The sequence below is a fragment of the Martelella lutilitoris genome (assembly GCF_005924265.1).
GTDB lineage: Bacteria > Pseudomonadota > Alphaproteobacteria > Rhizobiales > Rhizobiaceae > Martelella > Martelella lutilitoris.
Window position 1 is genome coordinate 321621 of sequence record NZ_VCLB01000004.1, and the last position, 17509, is coordinate 339129.

Genomic DNA, 17509 nt, shown 5'->3' on the forward strand with positions numbered 1-17509 from the left:
TGGCGATATCATGGCAATCGAAAGATGTGGCGGGCGCAGCGTGATTTTCCCTGTGCCGATACGCTAGCGCATCGACCCGAAAATCGGAATCGATTTTCGGAAAGCACGATGCGTAGATTCAATAGTTTAGAGCGTCCTTTGTTGGTCCGAATGGACGCACGGCGCTCTAAGGAGATGAGCGCTTGCCGACGCCAGAAGCTGCTTCGAAGAAAGCACCCTACCCTCCGCTGGGGAGCGTGCTCCGCCGTGAACGCACACTCGGGCTCACGCTTCTGACCTGTCTTCTCGTCCTCATCTTCGAGGACCGGATCTTCGCCAATCTCGGCAATCCCTTTCATCTCGTGCCGGTCATGGCCTGGCTGTTCTTCGTCATCCTCGCAACCGCGATCGGCGTCGTCCGCCATGCCGAAGCGCTTTCTGAGCGGCTCGGCGAACCCTTCGGCACGCTGGTGCTGACGCTTTCCATCACCGGCATTGAAGTGATGAGCATCACCGCCGTGATGTTGCATGGCGAGAACAACCCCGCCCTTGTGCGCGACACGCTGTTTTCCGTGGTCATGATCATCATGGGCGGCATGGTCGGCATCTCGCTTCTGCTCGGCGCGCTGCGCCACTGGGAGCTGACCTTCAACCTGCAGGGCGCCAATGCCTATCTGAGCGTGATCATTCCGCTTGCGGCCTTCAGCCTGATCCTGCCCGACCTGACGCTTTCGACCGCCGGGCCGACGCTGACAGGCCTGCAGAAGGTCATGGTCGGCGGCACGGCCGCTGGACTCTACATCATTTTCCTGCTGATCCAGACCGGACGGCATCGCGGTTACTTCTCGCAGCCGGTGGAAGAAGAGGGCGCGGAGGAAACGCACGCGGCATCCGACGCGCCGACGACGCTCCATGTCCTGCTCCTGTTCTGCTACATCATTCCGGTGGTCTTCCTTGTCGAACAGTTCGCGCGGCCCGTCGATTATGTGATCGAGACACTCGGGGCGCCGACGACGATCGGCGGCATTCTTATGGCGATCCTGGTAACGACGCCGGAGGGGATCGGCGGCGTGCGCGCGGCCATGAACCGGCGGCTTCAGTCCTCGGTCAACATTTTCCTTGGCTCGGTGCTTGCAACCATCGGCCTGACTGTTCCGATCATGCTGGCCATCTCAAGCCTGCTCGGTCTCGATCTCGAACTCGGCCTCGAGCCGGCCAATATGCTGCTTCTGATCGTCATCCTCGCCGTCAGCATCGTCACGTTTTCCAGCGGCCGCACGCATGTTCTTCAAGGGGCAGTGCATTTTCTGATTTTCATTGCATTTCTCATTCTAAGCTACAGCGGGTAGACGTCGGCAGAGGGAAAGGAACAGGCGCGATATGGCGAACACGGAAAGAGCACGGTTCTACGCGGCGGGCTTCGGCATTCTGGTCGGCTTCCTGCTTGCGCTGGCGGCGCCCTTCACCGGGCAACCCGGCGCATGGGCGCAGGAGGCGGATGCGCCGCGCGAGGTGCGCGTTGGCTACCGCGTCACGCCGCCTTTCGTCACGCGCGACGATGAAGGCCGCTTCACGGGCATGGCCGCCGAACTGTGGAAGGAGATCGCCGACGGGCTCAATATCGAGGCGACCTATGTCGAATATGCCACGGTCGCCGAGCTTCTCGCCGCCGTGCGGGCAAAAGAGCTCGATGTCGCCGTCGGCGCCATTTCCATCACCGAGGACCGGGCCGAAGTGGTCGATTTCACCCAGCCCTGGTTCGACTCCGGCCTCAGGGTCATGGTCGACGACCGTTCCTCTTCCTCGCTTATCAATGTCTGGAACGGGCTCGCCGAAGCCGGCTACCTGCGTTATTACGCCTGGCTTCTGGTATTCATCATTCTCGGCACGATCGGGCTCACCTTCTTCGACCGCCATTTCGACAAGAATTTTCCCCGCCGCTGGCGCGACGGCGTGGCGGAAAGTTTCTATGCGGTCATGCTGGTGGTCACGAAAGGATCGCTTCCCAGCCGCACAAAGCTGTTCGGCTGGATCGGCCGTCTGTTCGCCGCCTTCTGGCTCGTCATCGGCATCGCCGTCGTCGCCTATGTCACATCCTCCGTCACCAGCGTGATGACCAATATCGCGATCACCGGCAGCGTCACCGGTCCCGACGACCTGCCGGGCCGCACGGTCGGCGTCTTCCGCGGCTCCACCGCGGAGACCCTGGCCCGCAGGCAGGGTTATGATTTCGTCACCTATGGCGGGATCGAAGAGGCGGTCGACGCCTTGCGCAGCGCCGAAGTCGACGCGCTGGTCGCCGATGCGCCGGTGCTGGAATACTACAGGGCGCAGAATCCGGGGCTCGGTCTCGATGTCGTCGGGCGGCTGTTTGCGCCGGACAAGTTCGGATTCGCCCTGCCCTATGGCCAGGACACGCTGATCTATCCGGTCACCGTGCGTCTTCTCGCCCTGCAGGAAAGCGGTTATGTGCAGGAACTGAGCCAGCGATATTTCGGCGACGAGCGATAAGACGTCTCATTCTGCGTGGCGCGCGAGAATCGCTTCCAGCCTCGGCGCGCGGTAACCCGGAACCGCGTGGTTGGCGAAGCTCAGAAAGCCGCCGATGCGAAGCTCGACCTTTTGCGCGTGGTTACGGGCAATATCGGCAAGCCTGTGGTCGAGATAGGGGTTGGCAAACCGGTCAAGCGTTTCGTCGATATAGCGATCCGCCTCGCTGCTACGCCCCTCGGCAGCAAAGGCCGGCAGCACCTCGTCCATATAAAGGTTGAAGAGGTCCTTGCGGATCGTCTTGTCATCCATCAATTCGCGCACGAAGGCCTGCCCGCCCTCCGAACGCCTCCAGTTTTCGACAAGATAGGTGTGACCGAGATTGAGGATGAAAAGCTTCATCGTCTCGACGTCGCCGAGATCGCCGACAACCTTCAGCGCCGGATGGGCACAGGGAAGCGTCAACCCGACACAGGCTTCGATCGCCCACAATGCATAAGGTTCGGTCACCGCGCCTGCGGGCTCCAGCGGTTCCGACACGATCCGGTCGACAAGCGAGTTCACCCACAGAACCTTGGTCTCAAGCCAGCGCGCGTAATCGGCCGAGAGCCGTTCGGCGACCGGCAGGACATGCGCCTTGAGCGCCGCGCCGTTTTCGTGCAGCAGCTCGCAGGGCATGATCTGCAGAGGTCGGGCATTTTCCGCAAAGCGCGAAAACAGGAGATGGGCAAGCTTCGCCGGAAAGGACATGGCCTGGCTGAACGTCGGTCCACCGTCGGCCGGGCGTGGCAGAAACCCATGCTCGGTGGTGTTGGAGAGAATGATCTCCGCCTCGTCACGCAACACGCGCTCGACCTCCGGACGATCGAGATCCGTCGACAGGGCCTTGCTGACGCTGGTGACGGTGCGCACATCATCGATCCGCGTGCCCTGCAGGAGGCCACGGACCCGCACGTCAAAACCGGCCTTCACGGCAAGGGCTTTCAGCCTTTTCGCCCGACCGGGATCCCCCGACGTCTGCACCACCGTGATGGGGCCGAGCGCCCTTCCGTCCTTTAGCGCCTCTGAAATGAAGAGGTCCGCATGGGCCTGGAGAAATCGGCTGGTGCCGAACTGCACGATCGGAGTCGCCAGCATGGGAGAGCGCCTTTACTGTGCATCTCACAATAGAGAGCAGACATAATCTCCGTTAAATTCACCTTTGTCAAAAAGAGGCGGCAGGTTCTCCTTCGGGATGCGTCGTCTGGCACTGCCGACGATTGCGGCAGCGCCTCGGGATCAAAGGCGCGCAAGCCAGGTGGCAATTGCCGGGAAGGCGACGATCAGCGCCAGCGAGACCAGCATGGCGCCGACGAAGGGCAAGGCACCCCTGAAGATGTCCGAAACCTTCAGCGACCAGTCATTGATCGCCGATTTGATGATATAGACCGAAAGGCCGAATGGCGGCGTCAGCAGCCCGACCTCGACCGCCACCACGGTCAGCACGCCGAACCAGATCAGGTCGAACCCTGCGGCCTCCGCGACCGGCAGCGCGATCGGCAACAGGATCAGCATGATCGAGATGGAATCGATCAGGCAACCGAGCGCGATGATCAGCAACAGGTAGAGCAGCAGGAAGCCGTATGGGCCGAGAGGTCCGGACAGCATCGTCTCCGCCAGAAACCGCGGCACGCCCGAAAGCGCCAGCATGCGGCTGAAAAAGGTTGCCGCAAGGATCAGGAACAACACGGAAACGGTGATCTGTCCGGTCTCCACCAGGAGGTTCCAGAAGGATCGCGGCGTCAGCGAGCGGCGGAGAAGCGCGATCAAGAGGGCGCCGAGCGCACCGGCCGCCCCGGCCTCCGTCGGGTTGAGGAAACCGCCATAGAGCCCGCCAAGCACGAGCAGCATGAGGAAGATGATCGGCACCGCCTTGCGGGCAAGCGCCAGCCAGCCGATCTCCGCGTCGTGGGTTTCCGGCTTTTCCGGCGTGAAGACGAAATCCGGCTTCAGCCATGCCAGCAGGAAGATGGTGATCGAGAAGGCAACCGCCAGAAGAAGCCCCGGACCGACGCCGGCAAGAAACATCCGCCCGACCGATTCTTCGGCCAGAACCGCATAGACGATCATCAGCAGCGAGGGCGGGATAAGCATGCCGAGCACGGAGGAGCCGGCAACGACGCCGGTGGCGAATTTGGCCGTATAGCCGTGGCGCGTCATCTCCGGCACCGCGACCCGGCTGAAAACGGTGGCGGAGGCGATGGAAACGCCGGTGATCGCGGCAAATACGGCGTTGGCGAAGACCGTGGCGATGCCAAGCCCGGCGGTAATCCGGCCCATCAGCCGCTGGAACACGTCGAACGTATCCTTGCCGACTTTCGAGATCGTCACCAGGAGACCCATCAGCACGAAGAGCGGGACGATGGCGTAGAGATATTCCCTCAGCGAGTTGTTGGCAACGGCGCCGAGCATGCGCATCGAGACCGTTTCGCCGCGAATGGCGGCAACGCCGATGAAGGACACGAACAGCATGCTGACGCCGATCGGCATGCCGACATAGATCAGAACAAGCAGGCCGGCGATCGCCAGGCCTCCGATTTCGAGCGGACTCATGGATGATCTCCGGCGTTTCGGCAGGCGACAAGATCGCTCACCGCGCGGACGAGAAATTCGAGCGCGGCGACGCTGACGCCGAGGACGATGAAGGCGCGGAACGGCCACACCGGCAGGGTGGCAATGCCGGTCACCCCGATATATTCGCCGGACGCCCAGTCCTTCTGCAGAATCAGGAAACTCGACCAGGCGATCAGGCCGATCATCGCCGCACCGGTGAGATTGAAGACTGCCGAAAGGAGGCTGCCGGCCACCGGCCGCTTCAGCCTGAAGGCGGGAAAGAAGATCTCGGTCCGGGCGAGCCTGTCGGCGCGGATGGTGGTGGCAAGCTGCAACGAGACGATCATCACCAGCAGCAGCGCGCCGAGTTCGGAAACCAGCGGCAGCGACGAGCCCAGCAGGTTGCGCATGAAGATGTCGGCGGAGATGACCAGCATCAGCACCAGAATGAGCACGGTTCCAAGCGCCGCCAGACCATCGACAAGTATGTGCCAGGTCCGCCCGAGGACTTTCGGCGGGCGCCCGTCAGGATGACGGGCGCTTTCGGTGGTGGATGACATCGGGCCGCCCTACTGGTCCCAGTCGCGCATCGGCGTCTCGCCGCGCTCGCGCAGACCGTCCATATAGGCGTTTAGGAATTCGCGCGCCGGAAGGCCCTGGGCTTCCAGGTTATCGGCCCATTCGCCGGCAAGGTCCGGCAGCATGGCAACCCAGGCCTCACGTTCCTCCTCAGGCATTTCGACGAGGGTCACCGGCGGGTTCTGCTCGGCGCCGAGTTCCACCATCGCCTGAAGGGCAGCCTCATGGCCTTCCAGAAGCTGCGCGCCGTGGGCGGCGGTGTAATACTTGCCGGCCTCGATCATCGCGTCCTGAACTTCGGTCGGCAGCGTCTCCCAGACATCGCGGTTGATGGCGATCGCGCCGGAGAAGGACACGGCCGCATCGAAGCGGTTGAGATAGGGCGCGACCTCATAGAGCTTCGCCGGCTTCGCGCCGAGCGCAAGGGTCAGCACGCCGTCGGAAACGCCGGTCTGGATATCGGTGTAGAAGGTGGTCAGCGCGCCGTCCACGGCATTGGCGCCGGTTCCGCGCAGCCAGGTGCCGAGCACGCCGGGGGCTGAGATCTTCATGCCGTCGATATCGGCGATGCCCTCGATCGGCTCCTTGGTGTAGATGTCGTACATGTCGGTCCCGGTCAGTCCGAGAACCTTGAGGTTATATTGCTCCCACTCCTCGCGGAAGGCCTCGTTGTTTTCCATCAGGTCTTCCATCACCTCCAGCTGAAGCTGAGGATTGGCGGTGGAGAACGGCGCATAGCTCGTCGCCTGGCTGAGCGGCAGTTTCGCCGGTTCCAGCAGGGAGAAGACCCAGCCGATATCGGTGATACCTTCCTCGACGGAAGACAGCGTGGCATTCGCCTTGTAGAGCTGGCCGCCGAAGGCCTCGTTCCAATTGATCTTGTAATCGCCGGTCTCGGCGAGGATCTCGTCGGTCTTCGCCATAAAGTGGGTCTGGATCATGCCGACCCACGGGATCACCGTCGGATGGCTGGAGGCCACCGTCAGGTTGATGGTTTCCTGCGCGAACAGCGCCGAGGGCATCGCCACCATGGCGACGGTCGTCAGTCTCAGAAAATTACGCATGTTTTCTCCTCCCGAAAGATGCGTTCAGTCGATCACGAATGTCTGTGTGGAATAGTCGAGCCGGACCGAAACCCGGCCCTCATTGATCATCCAGGGGCGCACCCTGAAACGCCGCGCTCCGGCCTTGTGCATGGGGTCGTTGCGCGCGATCTCGGTTGCCGCTTCCGCGCTTTCGGCGCGGATGATCACCATGCCCTCGCCCGCCCAGCGCTCGCCGTCATCGGAAAAGAGCGGGCCCGCGGCATAGAGCACCCCGTCGCGTTCCAGCCCGACCTGGTAGGCGAGATGGGCCTCCATGTTCTCAAACACCGGGCCCATGCCGTTGGTCGCCTCGGTAAAGATGGCGAAGAGCTTCTTCTGCAGCATGGCCTTACTGGCTTCCATCACGGCTGCCGCCGGAACGGTCTCTGTCTCTTGCATGGCGGTCACCTTCTCCTTGTGGCCGTTGCGAAATGCGCCGATCAGCCGGCCTTGCGGCGGGCGATCTCGGCGCGGATCTCCGCGCCGTGCTGATCAAGCAGCGGCGGTGCGCCGATCTCGGTTTCGACGGCCTCGTCAAAGCTGTAGGGTGGGCGCACGGTCTTGGTCTTTCCCTTTTCGGGATGATCCATCTCGACGGCGATCTTCAGGTGCTGCGCCTGCGGATCATCGAGCGCTTCGTCGCTGTCGTAAGCCGGCGCATGGGGCACGCCGGCCTCAAGCAGCTTCTCACACCAGCTATCACGCGTTTCGGTCTTGAAGACGGGCGTCAGGATGTCGATGAGATCGTCCTGGTGCTGGATGCGCTCCAGCCGTTCGGCAAAGCGCGGATCATCGGCAAGCCCTTCCTGTCCGGTCGCCTGAAGCAGCCCTTCCCAGAACTTGGCGGGCGAGGACATGTGGATCGCCACCCATTTTCCGTCGGAACACTCGAATGTGTAGCTCTGCGAAACGGTCGGGCGCGAGAGCGGCCCCATGACTTCGCCGACGGCGAAGTAATGGGTGAAGCTGTCGAGGTTGAAATGGGTCATCGCCTCCAGCATCGAGATATCGATGCGGCGGCCCTTGCCGGTGCTCGTGCGCTCCAGAAGCGCGGCGAGAATGGCCATGGCGGCGTATTGCCCGGTGAGCGCATCGGCAATCGCCGGCCCGATGACCCGCGGATTGGTCGGCGGCGTCACCAGCCGCAGGAAGCCGCTGGCCGCCTGGGCCACAGTATCGAATGCCGGGCGGTCGCGCGCCGGACCCGACTGGCCGAAACCGGAGATCGCGCAATAGATCAGATCCGGCTTCACCTTGCGCAGATCCGCCTCGCCCACGCCGAGCCGCTCGGCAACGCCGGGTCGGAAGTTCTGGATGAACACATCGGCGGTGGAGACGAGATCAAGCAGGAAGGCCAGTTCGGCCGGGTCCTTGGTGTCGATCGCGATCGAGCGCTTGTTGCGGTTATAGGTCTGGTAGTGCGGCGAATAGAGGCCGCCCTTGAAGGCGCGGAAGGGATCGCCCGCGCCCGGCCTCTCGACCTTGATCACATCGGCGCCGAGATCGCCGAGATGCATGGCGGCAGCCGGCCCGGTGATATAGGTCCCGAGCTCGATAACCCTTATGTCCTTGAGGATCTTGACCATGCGGTTTCTCCCTATTCCGCGTTCTTGTTCTTGGGCTTCTCGCCGTCATATTCGATCGCGAGATCGGCCTTGTGCGACATGATGAAACCGATGGAACGCCGGCTCTCCTCCAGAAGATGCGCGGAAAGACCGGCTGTGCGGGCGAGAATGGGCACGGCCTTCAACGCGTCGACCGGCCAGCCGGCATCAAGGATCGTTGCCGGGATGGCGCCGGACACATTGATCGGCAGCGGACGGTTGACGATCTTGGGCGCGACATCCGCAAGCACACGAAGCGCTTCGATATGGCGGCCGGTAATCCCCTCCTCGTCGGCGATTGCGAGCAGCCTGTTGGCGCGCGGATCGCCGCCGGAATGCTGGGGATGGCCGAGGCCCGGCACCTTCCGGCGATCGGCCTTGAGCTGGGTCACGGCCTCCGTTGCCGCTTTTTCGATATCGCCGCCCATCTTGTCTGCAGCCTCGACAACGCAGACGAGAAAGCGGCCGGCCTGTTCCGAAGACCCGGCAACCACGCTGCCCATGCCGAGAATGCCGGCCGCCATCGCGCCCTGCCAGGCATCGGGTCCCGCGGCAAGCGTCATGCGCGCGGCCTGAACACTTGGAACCAGACCATGCTCGGCAATGGCGACAAGGCAGGAATCCATCATGCGGCGCTGGGCGGCATTCGGCTTTTCACCGGTGACGAGAAGCCAGAAATAGTCGCTGAAATCGATCTTGCCGATCAGGTCGTTGCACAGGTCATGACCGCGCACTGTGATGCTTTCGGCATCGGATTCAGCAATTGCGGTGAAGGCGCCGTCTTGTTTTCCAATTCGCACAACAAACTCCCTTTTCGGTATGCGAAATAATTTCCTCTTGCCGAAATCGTAGAGAGCAATTAGTCTAGCGTCAAGTTGAAAGCGCAATGCCCGGTCAGGAGGATCGGCAAGCCGCCTTCATCGGGAGGAAGATCAGGTCCCGTACGGAGGGAATGAGCCTTGTTTTCATTACGCGGCTCACTCACTCTGGCGCCTTAGGGATCTTGTTCTTGAGGAAAACTGACGTGGCTGAAATTCTGAAGATCGTCGAAGAGAGCGACAGGCCTGCCGAATTCGTGGAGGCGCTTGCCAAGGGGCTTGCGATCCTCGAATGCTTCGACGCCGCCCATTCCGAGATGACGCTGAGCGAGGTGGCGCGCCGCGTCGGCCTTTCGCCGGCAGCTGCCCGCCGCAGCCTGATCACGCTGCAGACGCTCGGCTATGTCGGCCAGACCAACAAGCATTTTCACCTGCGTCCCAAGGTGATGACGCTGAGTTCGGCCTTTTATTTCTCCGCCCATATCGACGAAGTGCTGCAGCCCAATCTGAGGGCGCTGGTCGAACAGTTCGGCGACGCGTCTTCTGTGGGCACGCTGGACGGCGACCATGTGATCTATGTCGCCCATGTCTCTGTGCAGCGGGCCCGCCGCGCCGCCGCCGTCATCGGCGCGCGCTATCCGGCAGGCGCCACCTCGCTCGGCCGCGTGCTTCTCGCCGGGCAGTCCGACGAGGCGCTGGAACATTACCTTCAGACGGCGAAACTCGAGGCGCTCACCTCCAAGACCGTGACCGATCCGGAGGTTCTGCGCCAAAAGATCATGGCCGTACGGGCCGATGGCTTCGCCACGACCGTCGACCAGCTCGACTACGGCATCACCGCGCTTGCGGTTCCGATCAGGAATTTCGAAGGCCGCACGATCGCGGCGCTCAACACCTCGGGCTACACCGGCATGGTGACGCCCGAAAGCATGATCGCGGAACGACTACCCGCGCTCAGGGAAGCGGCATCGCATATCGCGCATGCCATGAGCCGGTATCCGGTTCTGCAATCGACAATGGGAACCTGACCGAAGGACAGGATTTCCGCGCAGGTTCAAGGGAGGAGAAACCATGTGCAGGCTTTGTGACATTTCCAGGCGCCATCTGCCCTACCCGAACTTCGGGCCCACGGGCGGCGGCATGGGAGCAGCGGCCCACACCACGCCGGTTGCCGAAGGTGTTCCGGAAGCATGCGGCCGTGAAGGCCAGCGCACGCTGATCAAGAACGGCATTATCCTCTCCATGGACGACAGCGTCGGCGACTTCAAAAAAGGCGATATCCTGATCGAGGGAACGCGCATCATCGAAATTGCGGAAACCATTTCTGCGGACGACGCCATCGTCATTGATGCGTCCGGCAAGATCGTCATGCCCGGCTTCATCGACACGCATCATCATCAGTTCGAGACCGCGCTGCGCGGTCAGCTCGCAAACGCCATCCTCATCAATGACGGCCTGCCGGCGAACGCTCAGAACTATTACGAGAGCGTGCTGCAGTCCTTCTCCCTCGTCTACCGGCCGGAAGACGTCTACATCAACGAGCTTTTCGGCGCGCTGTCGCAGCTCGATGCCGGGGTGACGACGGTGATGGATGTCAGCCAGATCCATCACTCTCCGGCCCATTCGGATGCGGTGATCTCGGCGCTGAAGGATTCGGGCCGGCGCTCCGTCTTCGGCTATTTCGAGGGCTGGGGCGACGACGCGCAATATCCGGGCGACGCGGCGCGGCTGCGCGAACAGTATTTCTCATCGAACGACCAGCTCATGACCATGATCATGGGTGGCGAGATTTACCTGCCCTTCCATGAACAATCCTGGAAGGCCGGGCGCGACCTGGATCTCCCGATCGCGCTGCATGTGGTCGGCACGTTCGGCATGCAGCCGACCTTCGACGGGCTTGGCGCGGGCGGCGCGTTCGGCGAAGACAATATCTTCATCCACATGACCGGCATGTCGGACGACGGCTGGAAATATGCCCGCGACGCCGGCGCCCATATCTCGCTGTCCGTTCCGATCGAGATGCAGATGCGCCACGGCACGCCGCCGATCCAGAAGGCGCTCGACTATGGCATGAGCATTTCGCTCTCCACCGACGTCGAATGCACGATGACAGCGGACTTCTTCACCCAGATGCGCGCCATGGTGACCCTGCAGCGCATGTTCGCCAACGAGAAGGCGCTTGCCGGCGAGGAATACCCGGCGCTTCTGACGGCGCGACAGGCGATCCGCGCGGCAACGTTTGGCGGCGCGGAGGGCCTGAAGCTCGACCGCCGCACCGGCTCGCTGACGCCGGGCAAGGATGCCGACATCATCCTGCTCGACGCCGAGGCGCTCAATGTCGCGCCGCTCAACAACGTGCCCGGAACGGTCGTCACCCTGATGGAGCGCTCGAATGTCGACAGCGTGCTGGTGGCCGGCAAGGTGCGCAAATGGCAGGGCAAGCTCGTCGGCGCCGACATCGCCCATCTGCGCGGCGAACTGGAAAAAAGCCGCGACTACATTTTCGAAAAGGCTGGCATCGCCCGTTCGCTGTTCGGCGACTGAGGCCCGGCCGGAAACGAGGAAATGGCGCCCGCGATGACCCTTTATTGAGGGCGCGCGGGCGCGAGAGGACATCCGCAAGAGGAGAGAGCATTGGCAAAACTCGTTGCAACACTGGCGTCGACCCACCATCCCTTCTATCTGAAGGCCACGACAGCGCCGCCCGAACAACAAATGCCCGAGGCGCCGACATGGAAGCGCAAGATCGAGGCTTACCGGGAAACGCTGGCAAAGGCGGAGCCGGACGTGCTGGTGATGGTCGGCTCCGACCACTTCCACCAGATCTTCCTCGACAACTGCCCGCAATTCCTGATCGGCAAGGCGGAGCGCTATGACGCGACCTTCTACAATGAGGAACGCGAATTCGGCATTCCGAAATATGTGCTGGAAGGCGACGAGGCGATGTCGCGCTTCATGCACCAGCACCTGATGAACCAGAATTTCGATTTCGCCTTTTCAAACGAGCTGAAAATCGACCATTCCATCATCTGCCCGATCATCACCGTGCGGCCTGAGAACGACCTGCCGGTCGTGCCGATCTACACAAACATCTTCGCGCCGCCGCTGCACACCCCGAAGCGGTTCTATGAAGTCGGGCGCGCGATCCGCAAGGCGATCGACGACTACCCGTCCGACAAGCGCGTTGCCGCCATCGGCACCGGGCATCTGTCGCTCGAGCTCGGCGGCCCGCGCCAGTTCATGGAAACGGGGCCGGATCCGGTTTTCGACCGGCAGGCGATCGAATGGCTGAAGAGCGGCGATATCGACGCGATCCTCGAAAACGTCACCCATGAGAGCATGGCCCGGAGCGGCAATGCCACCCATGGCTTCCTGAACTTCATCCTGATGCTTGGCGTGGCCGGTCCGGAAGGGGCGGACTATGTCGACAATCTCGACCTGTTCCACACCATGGAAGCCTATTTCACCTGGTATCCGAAGGAGGAAGCGGCATGAGCAAATATTACGTCAATAAGTTTCTCTACACGGTCGACCGCGACCCGGAACTCTTGCAGCGCTATATCGACGAACCGCGCACCTTCGTCGCCACCTGGGAACAGTCGATCGGCCCGAAGCTTCTGGGCAATGAGGTCGAGGCCTCCACCGTCCACGCCCTGACCCATGAGGAGCGAGAGGCGCTGATCAACCATGATTATGTGGCGCTGTTCGAGATGGGCGCGCATTTCTTCCTCAACCTGACGATCTTCATCGGCATCTATGACGAGCCCTATATGAGCAGGACCGGCCCGCTGTCGTTCCAGCGCGAAATGGCCGCTAGATTGCAGCACTGGCGCGACAAGGACTATCCGTCGGTCGAGACCTGAAACGCCTCTTCCATCCTCCTGCATGACTTGCCGAGCGCATCCGCGATGCGTCCGGCCTTTTTGTTTGACAGGCTAGATCATCGGGCGATTAGCTGGCATCGTCCGATGATCTCGTTTCTCTTTTTGATGCATCGGGTTATCGAAAAACCGGATTCCACTTTTTCGCCCGATGCGCTATGCATTTCGAAGCGCCCGGCGTTGCCGTCACGCGTCAAACGTGGTCTGTGGGGCAAGGGAATGAGGCATTAGAGCGCCATGCGTCCATTCGGACGCACAAAGGACGCTCTAACCTATTGAATCTGCGCATCGTGCTTTCCGAAAACCGATTCCGATTTTTGGGCCGATGCGCTAGAAATCCGGGAGGACAGAATGGATCCGCTTCTTGCGCGCAAGCCACACTTCATCGAGCGCGACGCGGTCTGCGCGCTGATCGAAAGGCTCGCCGACAATCTCGTCAACATCAAGGACGAGACAGGCGAATTCCTGCTGCGGCTGGAGGACGGCCGGGTGATCGACACCAAGGGCTGGGCCGGCTGGGAATGGACCCACGGCATTGGCCTTTACGGCCTGTTGAAATACCGGGAGATGACCGGCAGCGCGCTGGCGCTCGACATCATCACCCGCTGGTTCTCCGAACGCCTGGCCGAGGGCACGCCGACGCGCAACGTCAATACGGTGGCGCCCTTCCTGACGCTCGCGCATCTTTATGAAGAGACGAAAAACCCGGTCTGGCGTCCCTATCTGGAAAGCTGGGCCGAATGGGTGATGCATGAGATGCCGCGCACCGATGACGGCGGCATTCAGCATATCGTCTACAATTCGGTCAACCACCAGCAGATGTGGGACGACACGCTGATGATGACCGTGCTGCCGCTCGCCAAGATCGGCCTGGTGCTTGACCGGCCCGACTATATCGAGGAGGCGAAATACCAGTTCCTGATACACACCCAGTACCTTGCCGACCGCAAGACCGGGCTCTGGTATCACGGCTGGACCTTTGACGGGAACCACAGCTTCGCCAATGCGCTCTGGGCGCGCGGCAACAGCTGGGTGACCATCGCCATTCCCGAATTCATCGACATGCTGAAACTGCCCGAGAGCGACCCTGTCGCCCGGCACCTGACGGCGACCTTGCGTCGCCAGGCGCGCATGCTGAAGCAGACACAGGCCGCTTCCGGCCTCTGGCACACGCTGATCGACGACCCCGACAGCTACGAGGAGGCCTCGGCCGCCGCAGGCTTTGCCTATGGTCTTCTGAAGGCGACCCGCATGCGCCTGATCGGCCCGGAATACCTCGAAACGGCGGAGCGCGCGGTCAAGGGCCTCGTCGACAATATCAGCGATGACGGCGAATTGCTGAACGTCTCCTTCGGCACCGCGATCGGCGCCGATCTCGACCATTATCGCGAGATCAAGCTCACCTCCATGCCCTACGGCCAGGCGATGGCGATGTTCTGCCTCAGCGAATATCTCTGGCAGTATCTTTAGTTGGAGATTCGCGCCCCTCTCCCGGGCGTCAGATCGGAGAGGGAGCCTCAGGCGCTTTCGGCGACGTAGCCGAGCGCCTGCGAAACGTCATGGGTCGCCGATTTCAAGAGCGCGACATAGTCGTCCTTGCGGGCCTCGTCGAAGCGAAAAAGCGGGAAGGCGATGCTGATTGCCGCAATCGACTTGCCGACATGGTTGAGCACCGGGGCGGCGATGCAGCGCACGCCGGCCTCGCTTTCCTCGATCTCCTCAGAATAACCGCAGGCGCGGATCATGCGGAGCTGTTCGCGCAGAACCGCCTTGTCAGTGACCGTGTTGGGGGCGGTCACCTCCATCTGCATTGCGGCCAGACGCTCCGCAATCTCCTCGTCGTCGCGGAAGGCAAGAAGCGCCTTGCCGAGCGAGGTCGAATGCAGCGGATTGCGTTTGCCGAGCGTGGAATTCATCGACAGGCTGTAGGTCGAATCATACTGATGGATATAGACGACGCGCTGCTCGCGCCCGTCGAGAATGCCGAGATTGATCGATTCGCCCGTCGCACGCGACAGTCGGCCCATCGCCTTGTCGGCGACGCGCAGTATGTCGGCCTGGCTCTTCATCGTCTGCGCGGCGAGGCTGAACAGGCGCGGCGTCAGCTCGTAGCGCTCGCTCTCTTCATCCTGCGCCACATAGCCGAGTTCCACCATCGTATGCAGCAGGCGGTGCGTCGTGCTTTTCGAGGTCATGGCGCAATGGGCAATCTCCGCCAGGGCAGCGCTGCGGTTTTCCGCCAGTGTCTCCAGAACCGCGAATACCTTTAGGACGGCGGCCACATTTTCCGTTTTCGGCCTGTTGTCTTTCACTGCAAGTCCTCCACCACCTGTCGCATCCGTCCAATGCCGCTCGTCGCAATGACGGGCAATGCCTTTTGTCAATTCGGGGACGCAGAGCTTTTAGTGTCTACCTGTCCCCCTGCCTAGCCTCAGAGACCGTGCAGCGACAAAATACCTCAACCTGCGGAAGAAGGCTCGCCTCCGAAGTCTCGCATGCGCCGGGCAGCGAGCCGGTGACCATCTTCCGCAGCCGGGTCGGGCCAGCCCGGCATGTCGGCTATCAGACGAAGAGCGCCTCCTCAGTGTTGATGCGCTGGCCGTCCGCATCGAAGAGATGCTGATCGCCCGGATCGAAACCGACGCGGACCGTCTCTCCGACGCGATGCCTTTCCATCTGATGGGTCTGGAAAATAAGCGTCTTGCCGGATGGAAGATCGACGTGAACGATGGTTTCGCTACCGAGATATTCGATGATGCGCACCCGCCCCTCTGTCTGGATCGCGCCGCTCTCCGGCTTGATCGCCTCAGGCCGCACGCAGACCGTGACGCGGCCATGGTCTTCGGAAAGCCCCGGCGGCAGCGGATGGGTTCCGAAATCATCGAGATCAAGCCTGCGTTCGGAGCCGGAGCCGGTAACCGTCGCCTCGATCATGTTGATCTTCGGCGAACCGATAAAGCCGGCGACGAAAAGGTTTGCGGGTCTCGTGTAGAGTTCTTCCGGTGTCCCGACCTGTTCGATCTTGCCGGCGCGCAGCACCACGATCCGGGTCGCAAGCGTCATCGCCTCCACCTGGTCATGGGTCACATAGATCATCGTCGTCTTCAGCCGCTCGTAAAGGCTTGCCAGTTCGACGCGCATCTGCACACGAAGCTCGGCATCGAGGTTCGACAGCGGCTCGTCGAAGAGGAAGAGCTGCGGTTCGCGCACGATCGAGCGACCGATCGCGACACGCTGTTTCTGTCCGCCGGAGAGCTGGCGCGGTTTTCTGGCCATAAGCGGCTCGATCTGCAGGATGCGCGCCGCCTCGTCGACGCGGCGATCGATCTCGGCGCGGTCCATCTTCAGGTTCTGCAGACCGAAGGCGAGGTTCTTCCTGACACTCATATGCGGATAGAGCGCATAGGACTGGAACACCATGGAAAGCTCGCGCTTGGAGGCGGGAAGGTCATTCACCACCTTGCCGTTGATGGCAATTGTGCCATCGGTAATCTCCTCAAGACCCGCGATCATGCGCAGGAGCGTCGACTTCCCGCAGCCCGAGGGGCCCACGAGGACGAGGAATTCGCCGTCATGGATTTCCAGGTTGAGGTCGTGCATCACCGACAGCGTGCCGTAGGACTTGCCGACTTTTCTGAGTTTGAGTTCAGCCATTTTGTTCAGCTCCCACTTACTTCATGCCCGATGTCGCGATGCCGCGAACGATGAGTTTCTGGAAGGCGATGAAGAAGATCACCACCGGCACCAGCGACAGCACCGACATGGCGAACATCTGCCCGAAGGCGGACTTGCCCTCCTGGTCGATGAACAGCCTGAGCGCCAGCGGCACGGTGTAGTTCTTGATGTCATTCAGATAGATCAGCGGCGCCAGGAAGTCCTCCCAGACCCAGATCATCGAGAAGATGGCCGATGTTGCCAGCGCCGGCAGCGACAGCGGCAGGATCACGGCCCAGTAAATCTTGAAGGCCGAACAGCCATCGATCTGCGCCGCCTCGTCAAGCTCGCGCGGGATCTGCCGGAAAAACTGCACCATCAGGAAAATGAAGAAGCCGTCGGACGCCAGGAAGCGCGGCACGATCAACGGCAGGTAGGTATCGACCCAGCCGAGCTTCAGAAACATCACATATTGGGGGATCAGAACGACGTGATAGGGGATCATCAGCGTCATCATCATCAGCCCGAAGAACAGCCGTTTTCCGGTGAATTCCAGCCGCGCGAAGGCATAGGCCGCGAAAGAGCAGGAAAACAGGTTGCCGAGCACCGACAGCACCGTGACGATGGTCGAGTTACGGTAGAAGACCGTAAAAGACACGGGCAGCGCCTCCCAGCCGCCGGTATAGTTGCTCCAGTTGAAGGTCGACGGCCAGAGGCCGAGACTTCCGAAGATCTCGTTTTCCGGCTTCAGCGAGGAGGCCAGCAACCAGAGCAGCGGATAAAGCATGATGAAGGAAAAGACGATCAGGAAGATGTGCTTGAACAGC

The 17509-nt window shown here is 61.7% G+C and carries 17 protein-coding genes; 7 read left to right on the forward strand and 10 right to left on the reverse strand.

Annotated elements, in window-relative coordinates:
- Positions 1-182 precede the first annotated feature (182 nt).
- On the forward strand, positions 183-1328 hold the full coding sequence (locus tag FF124_RS08760; protein ID WP_246072314.1) for a calcium:cation antiporter: 1146 nt from the start codon (positions 183-185) through the stop codon (positions 1326-1328).
- A 31-nt stretch (positions 1329-1359) separates the two neighbouring features.
- On the forward strand, positions 1360-2490 hold the full coding sequence (locus tag FF124_RS08765) for a transporter substrate-binding domain-containing protein (RefSeq protein ID WP_138748108.1): 1131 nt from the start codon (positions 1360-1362) through the stop codon (positions 2488-2490).
- Between the two features lie 6 nt (positions 2491-2496).
- On the opposite strand, the gene FF124_RS08770 is transcribed toward FF124_RS08765, so the two are convergent.
- The 7 genes from FF124_RS08770 to FF124_RS08800 all read right to left on the reverse strand — a co-directional run bounded on the left by FF124_RS08770 (position 2497) and on the right by FF124_RS08800 (position 9129).
- Entirely contained in the window at positions 2497-3606 is a 1110-nt protein-coding gene (locus FF124_RS08770; RefSeq protein WP_138748109.1) for a mannitol dehydrogenase family protein, read from the reverse strand.
- A gap of 141 nt (positions 3607-3747) precedes the next feature.
- Positions 3748-5061 carry a TRAP transporter large permease gene (locus FF124_RS08775; RefSeq protein WP_138748110.1) on the reverse strand — a complete coding sequence of 438 codons (1314 nt, stop codon included), beginning with the start codon at positions 5059-5061 and terminating at the stop codon, positions 3748-3750.
- A complete protein-coding gene (locus FF124_RS08780) occupies positions 5058-5621 on the reverse strand; it encodes a TRAP transporter small permease subunit (protein WP_138748111.1) in 564 nt (187 codons plus the stop codon). The genes FF124_RS08775 and FF124_RS08780 overlap by 4 nt, the downstream gene beginning before the upstream one ends.
- Before the next feature lie 9 nt (positions 5622-5630).
- The gene (locus FF124_RS08785; protein WP_138748112.1) at positions 5631-6704 is read right to left on the reverse strand and encodes a C4-dicarboxylate TRAP transporter substrate-binding protein; all 1074 of its coding nucleotides are present in this window, start codon (positions 6702-6704) and stop codon (positions 5631-5633) included.
- A gap of 24 nt (positions 6705-6728) precedes the next feature.
- Positions 6729-7124 (reverse strand): YciI family protein, encoded by a 396-nt coding sequence (locus tag FF124_RS08790; RefSeq protein ID WP_246072316.1) that lies wholly within the window; start codon positions 7122-7124, stop codon positions 6729-6731.
- A gap of 41 nt (positions 7125-7165) precedes the next feature.
- A complete protein-coding gene (locus FF124_RS08795; RefSeq protein WP_138748113.1) occupies positions 7166-8311 on the reverse strand; it encodes a CaiB/BaiF CoA transferase family protein in 1146 nt (381 codons plus the stop codon).
- 11 nt (positions 8312-8322) lie between these two features.
- Complete coding sequence (locus tag FF124_RS08800; RefSeq protein ID WP_138748114.1) at positions 8323-9129, reverse strand: citryl-CoA lyase; 807 nt, start codon at positions 9127-9129, stop codon at positions 8323-8325.
- Between the two features lie 224 nt (positions 9130-9353).
- Here FF124_RS08800 and FF124_RS08805 point away from each other — a divergent pair, with 224 nt between their 5' ends.
- The 5 genes from FF124_RS08805 to bglB all read left to right on the forward strand — a co-directional run bounded on the left by FF124_RS08805 (position 9354) and on the right by bglB (position 14498).
- Positions 9354-10175, forward strand: a complete 822-nt coding sequence (locus FF124_RS08805) for an IclR family transcriptional regulator domain-containing protein (protein ID WP_246072319.1) — start codon at positions 9354-9356, stop codon at positions 10173-10175.
- 43 nt (positions 10176-10218) lie between these two features.
- Positions 10219-11691, forward strand: a complete 1473-nt coding sequence (locus FF124_RS08810; protein WP_138748115.1) for an amidohydrolase family protein — start codon at positions 10219-10221, stop codon at positions 11689-11691.
- Positions 11692-11781: 90 nt separating this feature from the next.
- Entirely contained in the window at positions 11782-12642 is an 861-nt protein-coding gene (locus tag FF124_RS08815; RefSeq protein WP_138748116.1) for a DODA-type extradiol aromatic ring-opening family dioxygenase, read from the forward strand.
- The gene (locus FF124_RS08820; RefSeq protein WP_138748117.1) at positions 12639-13010 is read left to right on the forward strand and encodes a hypothetical protein; all 372 of its coding nucleotides are present in this window, start codon (positions 12639-12641) and stop codon (positions 13008-13010) included. The genes FF124_RS08815 and FF124_RS08820 overlap by 4 nt, the downstream gene beginning before the upstream one ends.
- Positions 13011-13379: 369 nt before the next feature.
- Positions 13380-14498, forward strand: a complete 1119-nt coding sequence (gene bglB, locus FF124_RS08825) for a beta-galactosidase BglB (protein ID WP_138748118.1) — start codon at positions 13380-13382, stop codon at positions 14496-14498.
- A gap of 47 nt (positions 14499-14545) precedes the next feature.
- Here bglB and FF124_RS08830 read toward each other — a convergent pair whose 3' ends face one another.
- The 3 genes from FF124_RS08830 to FF124_RS08840 all read right to left on the reverse strand — a co-directional run bounded on the left by FF124_RS08830 (position 14546) and on the right by FF124_RS08840 (position 17469).
- Positions 14546-15340, reverse strand: coding sequence for an IclR family transcriptional regulator domain-containing protein (locus FF124_RS08830; protein ID WP_138748119.1), 795 nt, complete (start codon positions 15338-15340; stop codon positions 14546-14548).
- A gap of 250 nt (positions 15341-15590) precedes the next feature.
- Entirely contained in the window at positions 15591-16682 is a 1092-nt protein-coding gene (locus tag FF124_RS08835) for an ABC transporter ATP-binding protein (protein ID WP_138748120.1), read from the reverse strand.
- Positions 16683-16698: 16 nt separating this feature from the next.
- On the reverse strand, positions 16699-17469 hold the full coding sequence (locus tag FF124_RS08840) for a carbohydrate ABC transporter permease (protein ID WP_246072336.1): 771 nt from the start codon (positions 17467-17469) through the stop codon (positions 16699-16701).
- Between the last annotated feature and the right edge of the window lie 40 nt (positions 17470-17509).

What these genes read in the sequence shown, in the direction of transcription:
- bglB (WP_138748118.1), top strand. Translation starts at nt 13,380, where the DNA reads ATGGATCCGCTTCTTGCGCGCAAGCCACACTTCATCGAGCGCGACGCG.
- FF124_RS08810 (WP_138748115.1), top strand. Translation starts at nt 10,219, where the DNA reads ATGTGCAGGCTTTGTGACATTTCCAGGCGCCATCTGCCCTACCCGAAC.
- FF124_RS08785 (WP_138748112.1), bottom strand. Translation starts at nt 6,704, where the DNA reads ATGCGTAATTTTCTGAGACTGACGACCGTCGCCATGGTGGCGATGCCC.
- FF124_RS08775 (WP_138748110.1), bottom strand. Translation starts at nt 5,061, where the DNA reads ATGAGTCCGCTCGAAATCGGAGGCCTGGCGATCGCCGGCCTGCTTGTT.
- FF124_RS08795 (WP_138748113.1), bottom strand. Translation starts at nt 8,311, where the DNA reads ATGGTCAAGATCCTCAAGGACATAAGGGTTATCGAGCTCGGGACCTAT.
- FF124_RS08840 (WP_246072336.1), bottom strand. Translation starts at nt 17,469, where the DNA reads ATGCTTTATCCGCTGCTCTGGTTGCTGGCCTCCTCGCTGAAGCCGGAA.
- FF124_RS08790 (WP_246072316.1), bottom strand. Translation starts at nt 7,124, where the DNA reads ATGCAAGAGACAGAGACCGTTCCGGCGGCAGCCGTGATGGAAGCCAGT.
- FF124_RS08780 (WP_138748111.1), bottom strand. Translation starts at nt 5,621, where the DNA reads ATGTCATCCACCACCGAAAGCGCCCGTCATCCTGACGGGCGCCCGCCG.
- FF124_RS08820 (WP_138748117.1), top strand. Translation starts at nt 12,639, where the DNA reads ATGAGCAAATATTACGTCAATAAGTTTCTCTACACGGTCGACCGCGAC.
- FF124_RS08765 (WP_138748108.1), top strand. Translation starts at nt 1,360, where the DNA reads ATGGCGAACACGGAAAGAGCACGGTTCTACGCGGCGGGCTTCGGCATT.
- FF124_RS08835 (WP_138748120.1), bottom strand. Translation starts at nt 16,682, where the DNA reads ATGGCTGAACTCAAACTCAGAAAAGTCGGCAAGTCCTACGGCACGCTG.
- FF124_RS08770 (WP_138748109.1), bottom strand. Translation starts at nt 3,606, where the DNA reads ATGCTGGCGACTCCGATCGTGCAGTTCGGCACCAGCCGATTTCTCCAG.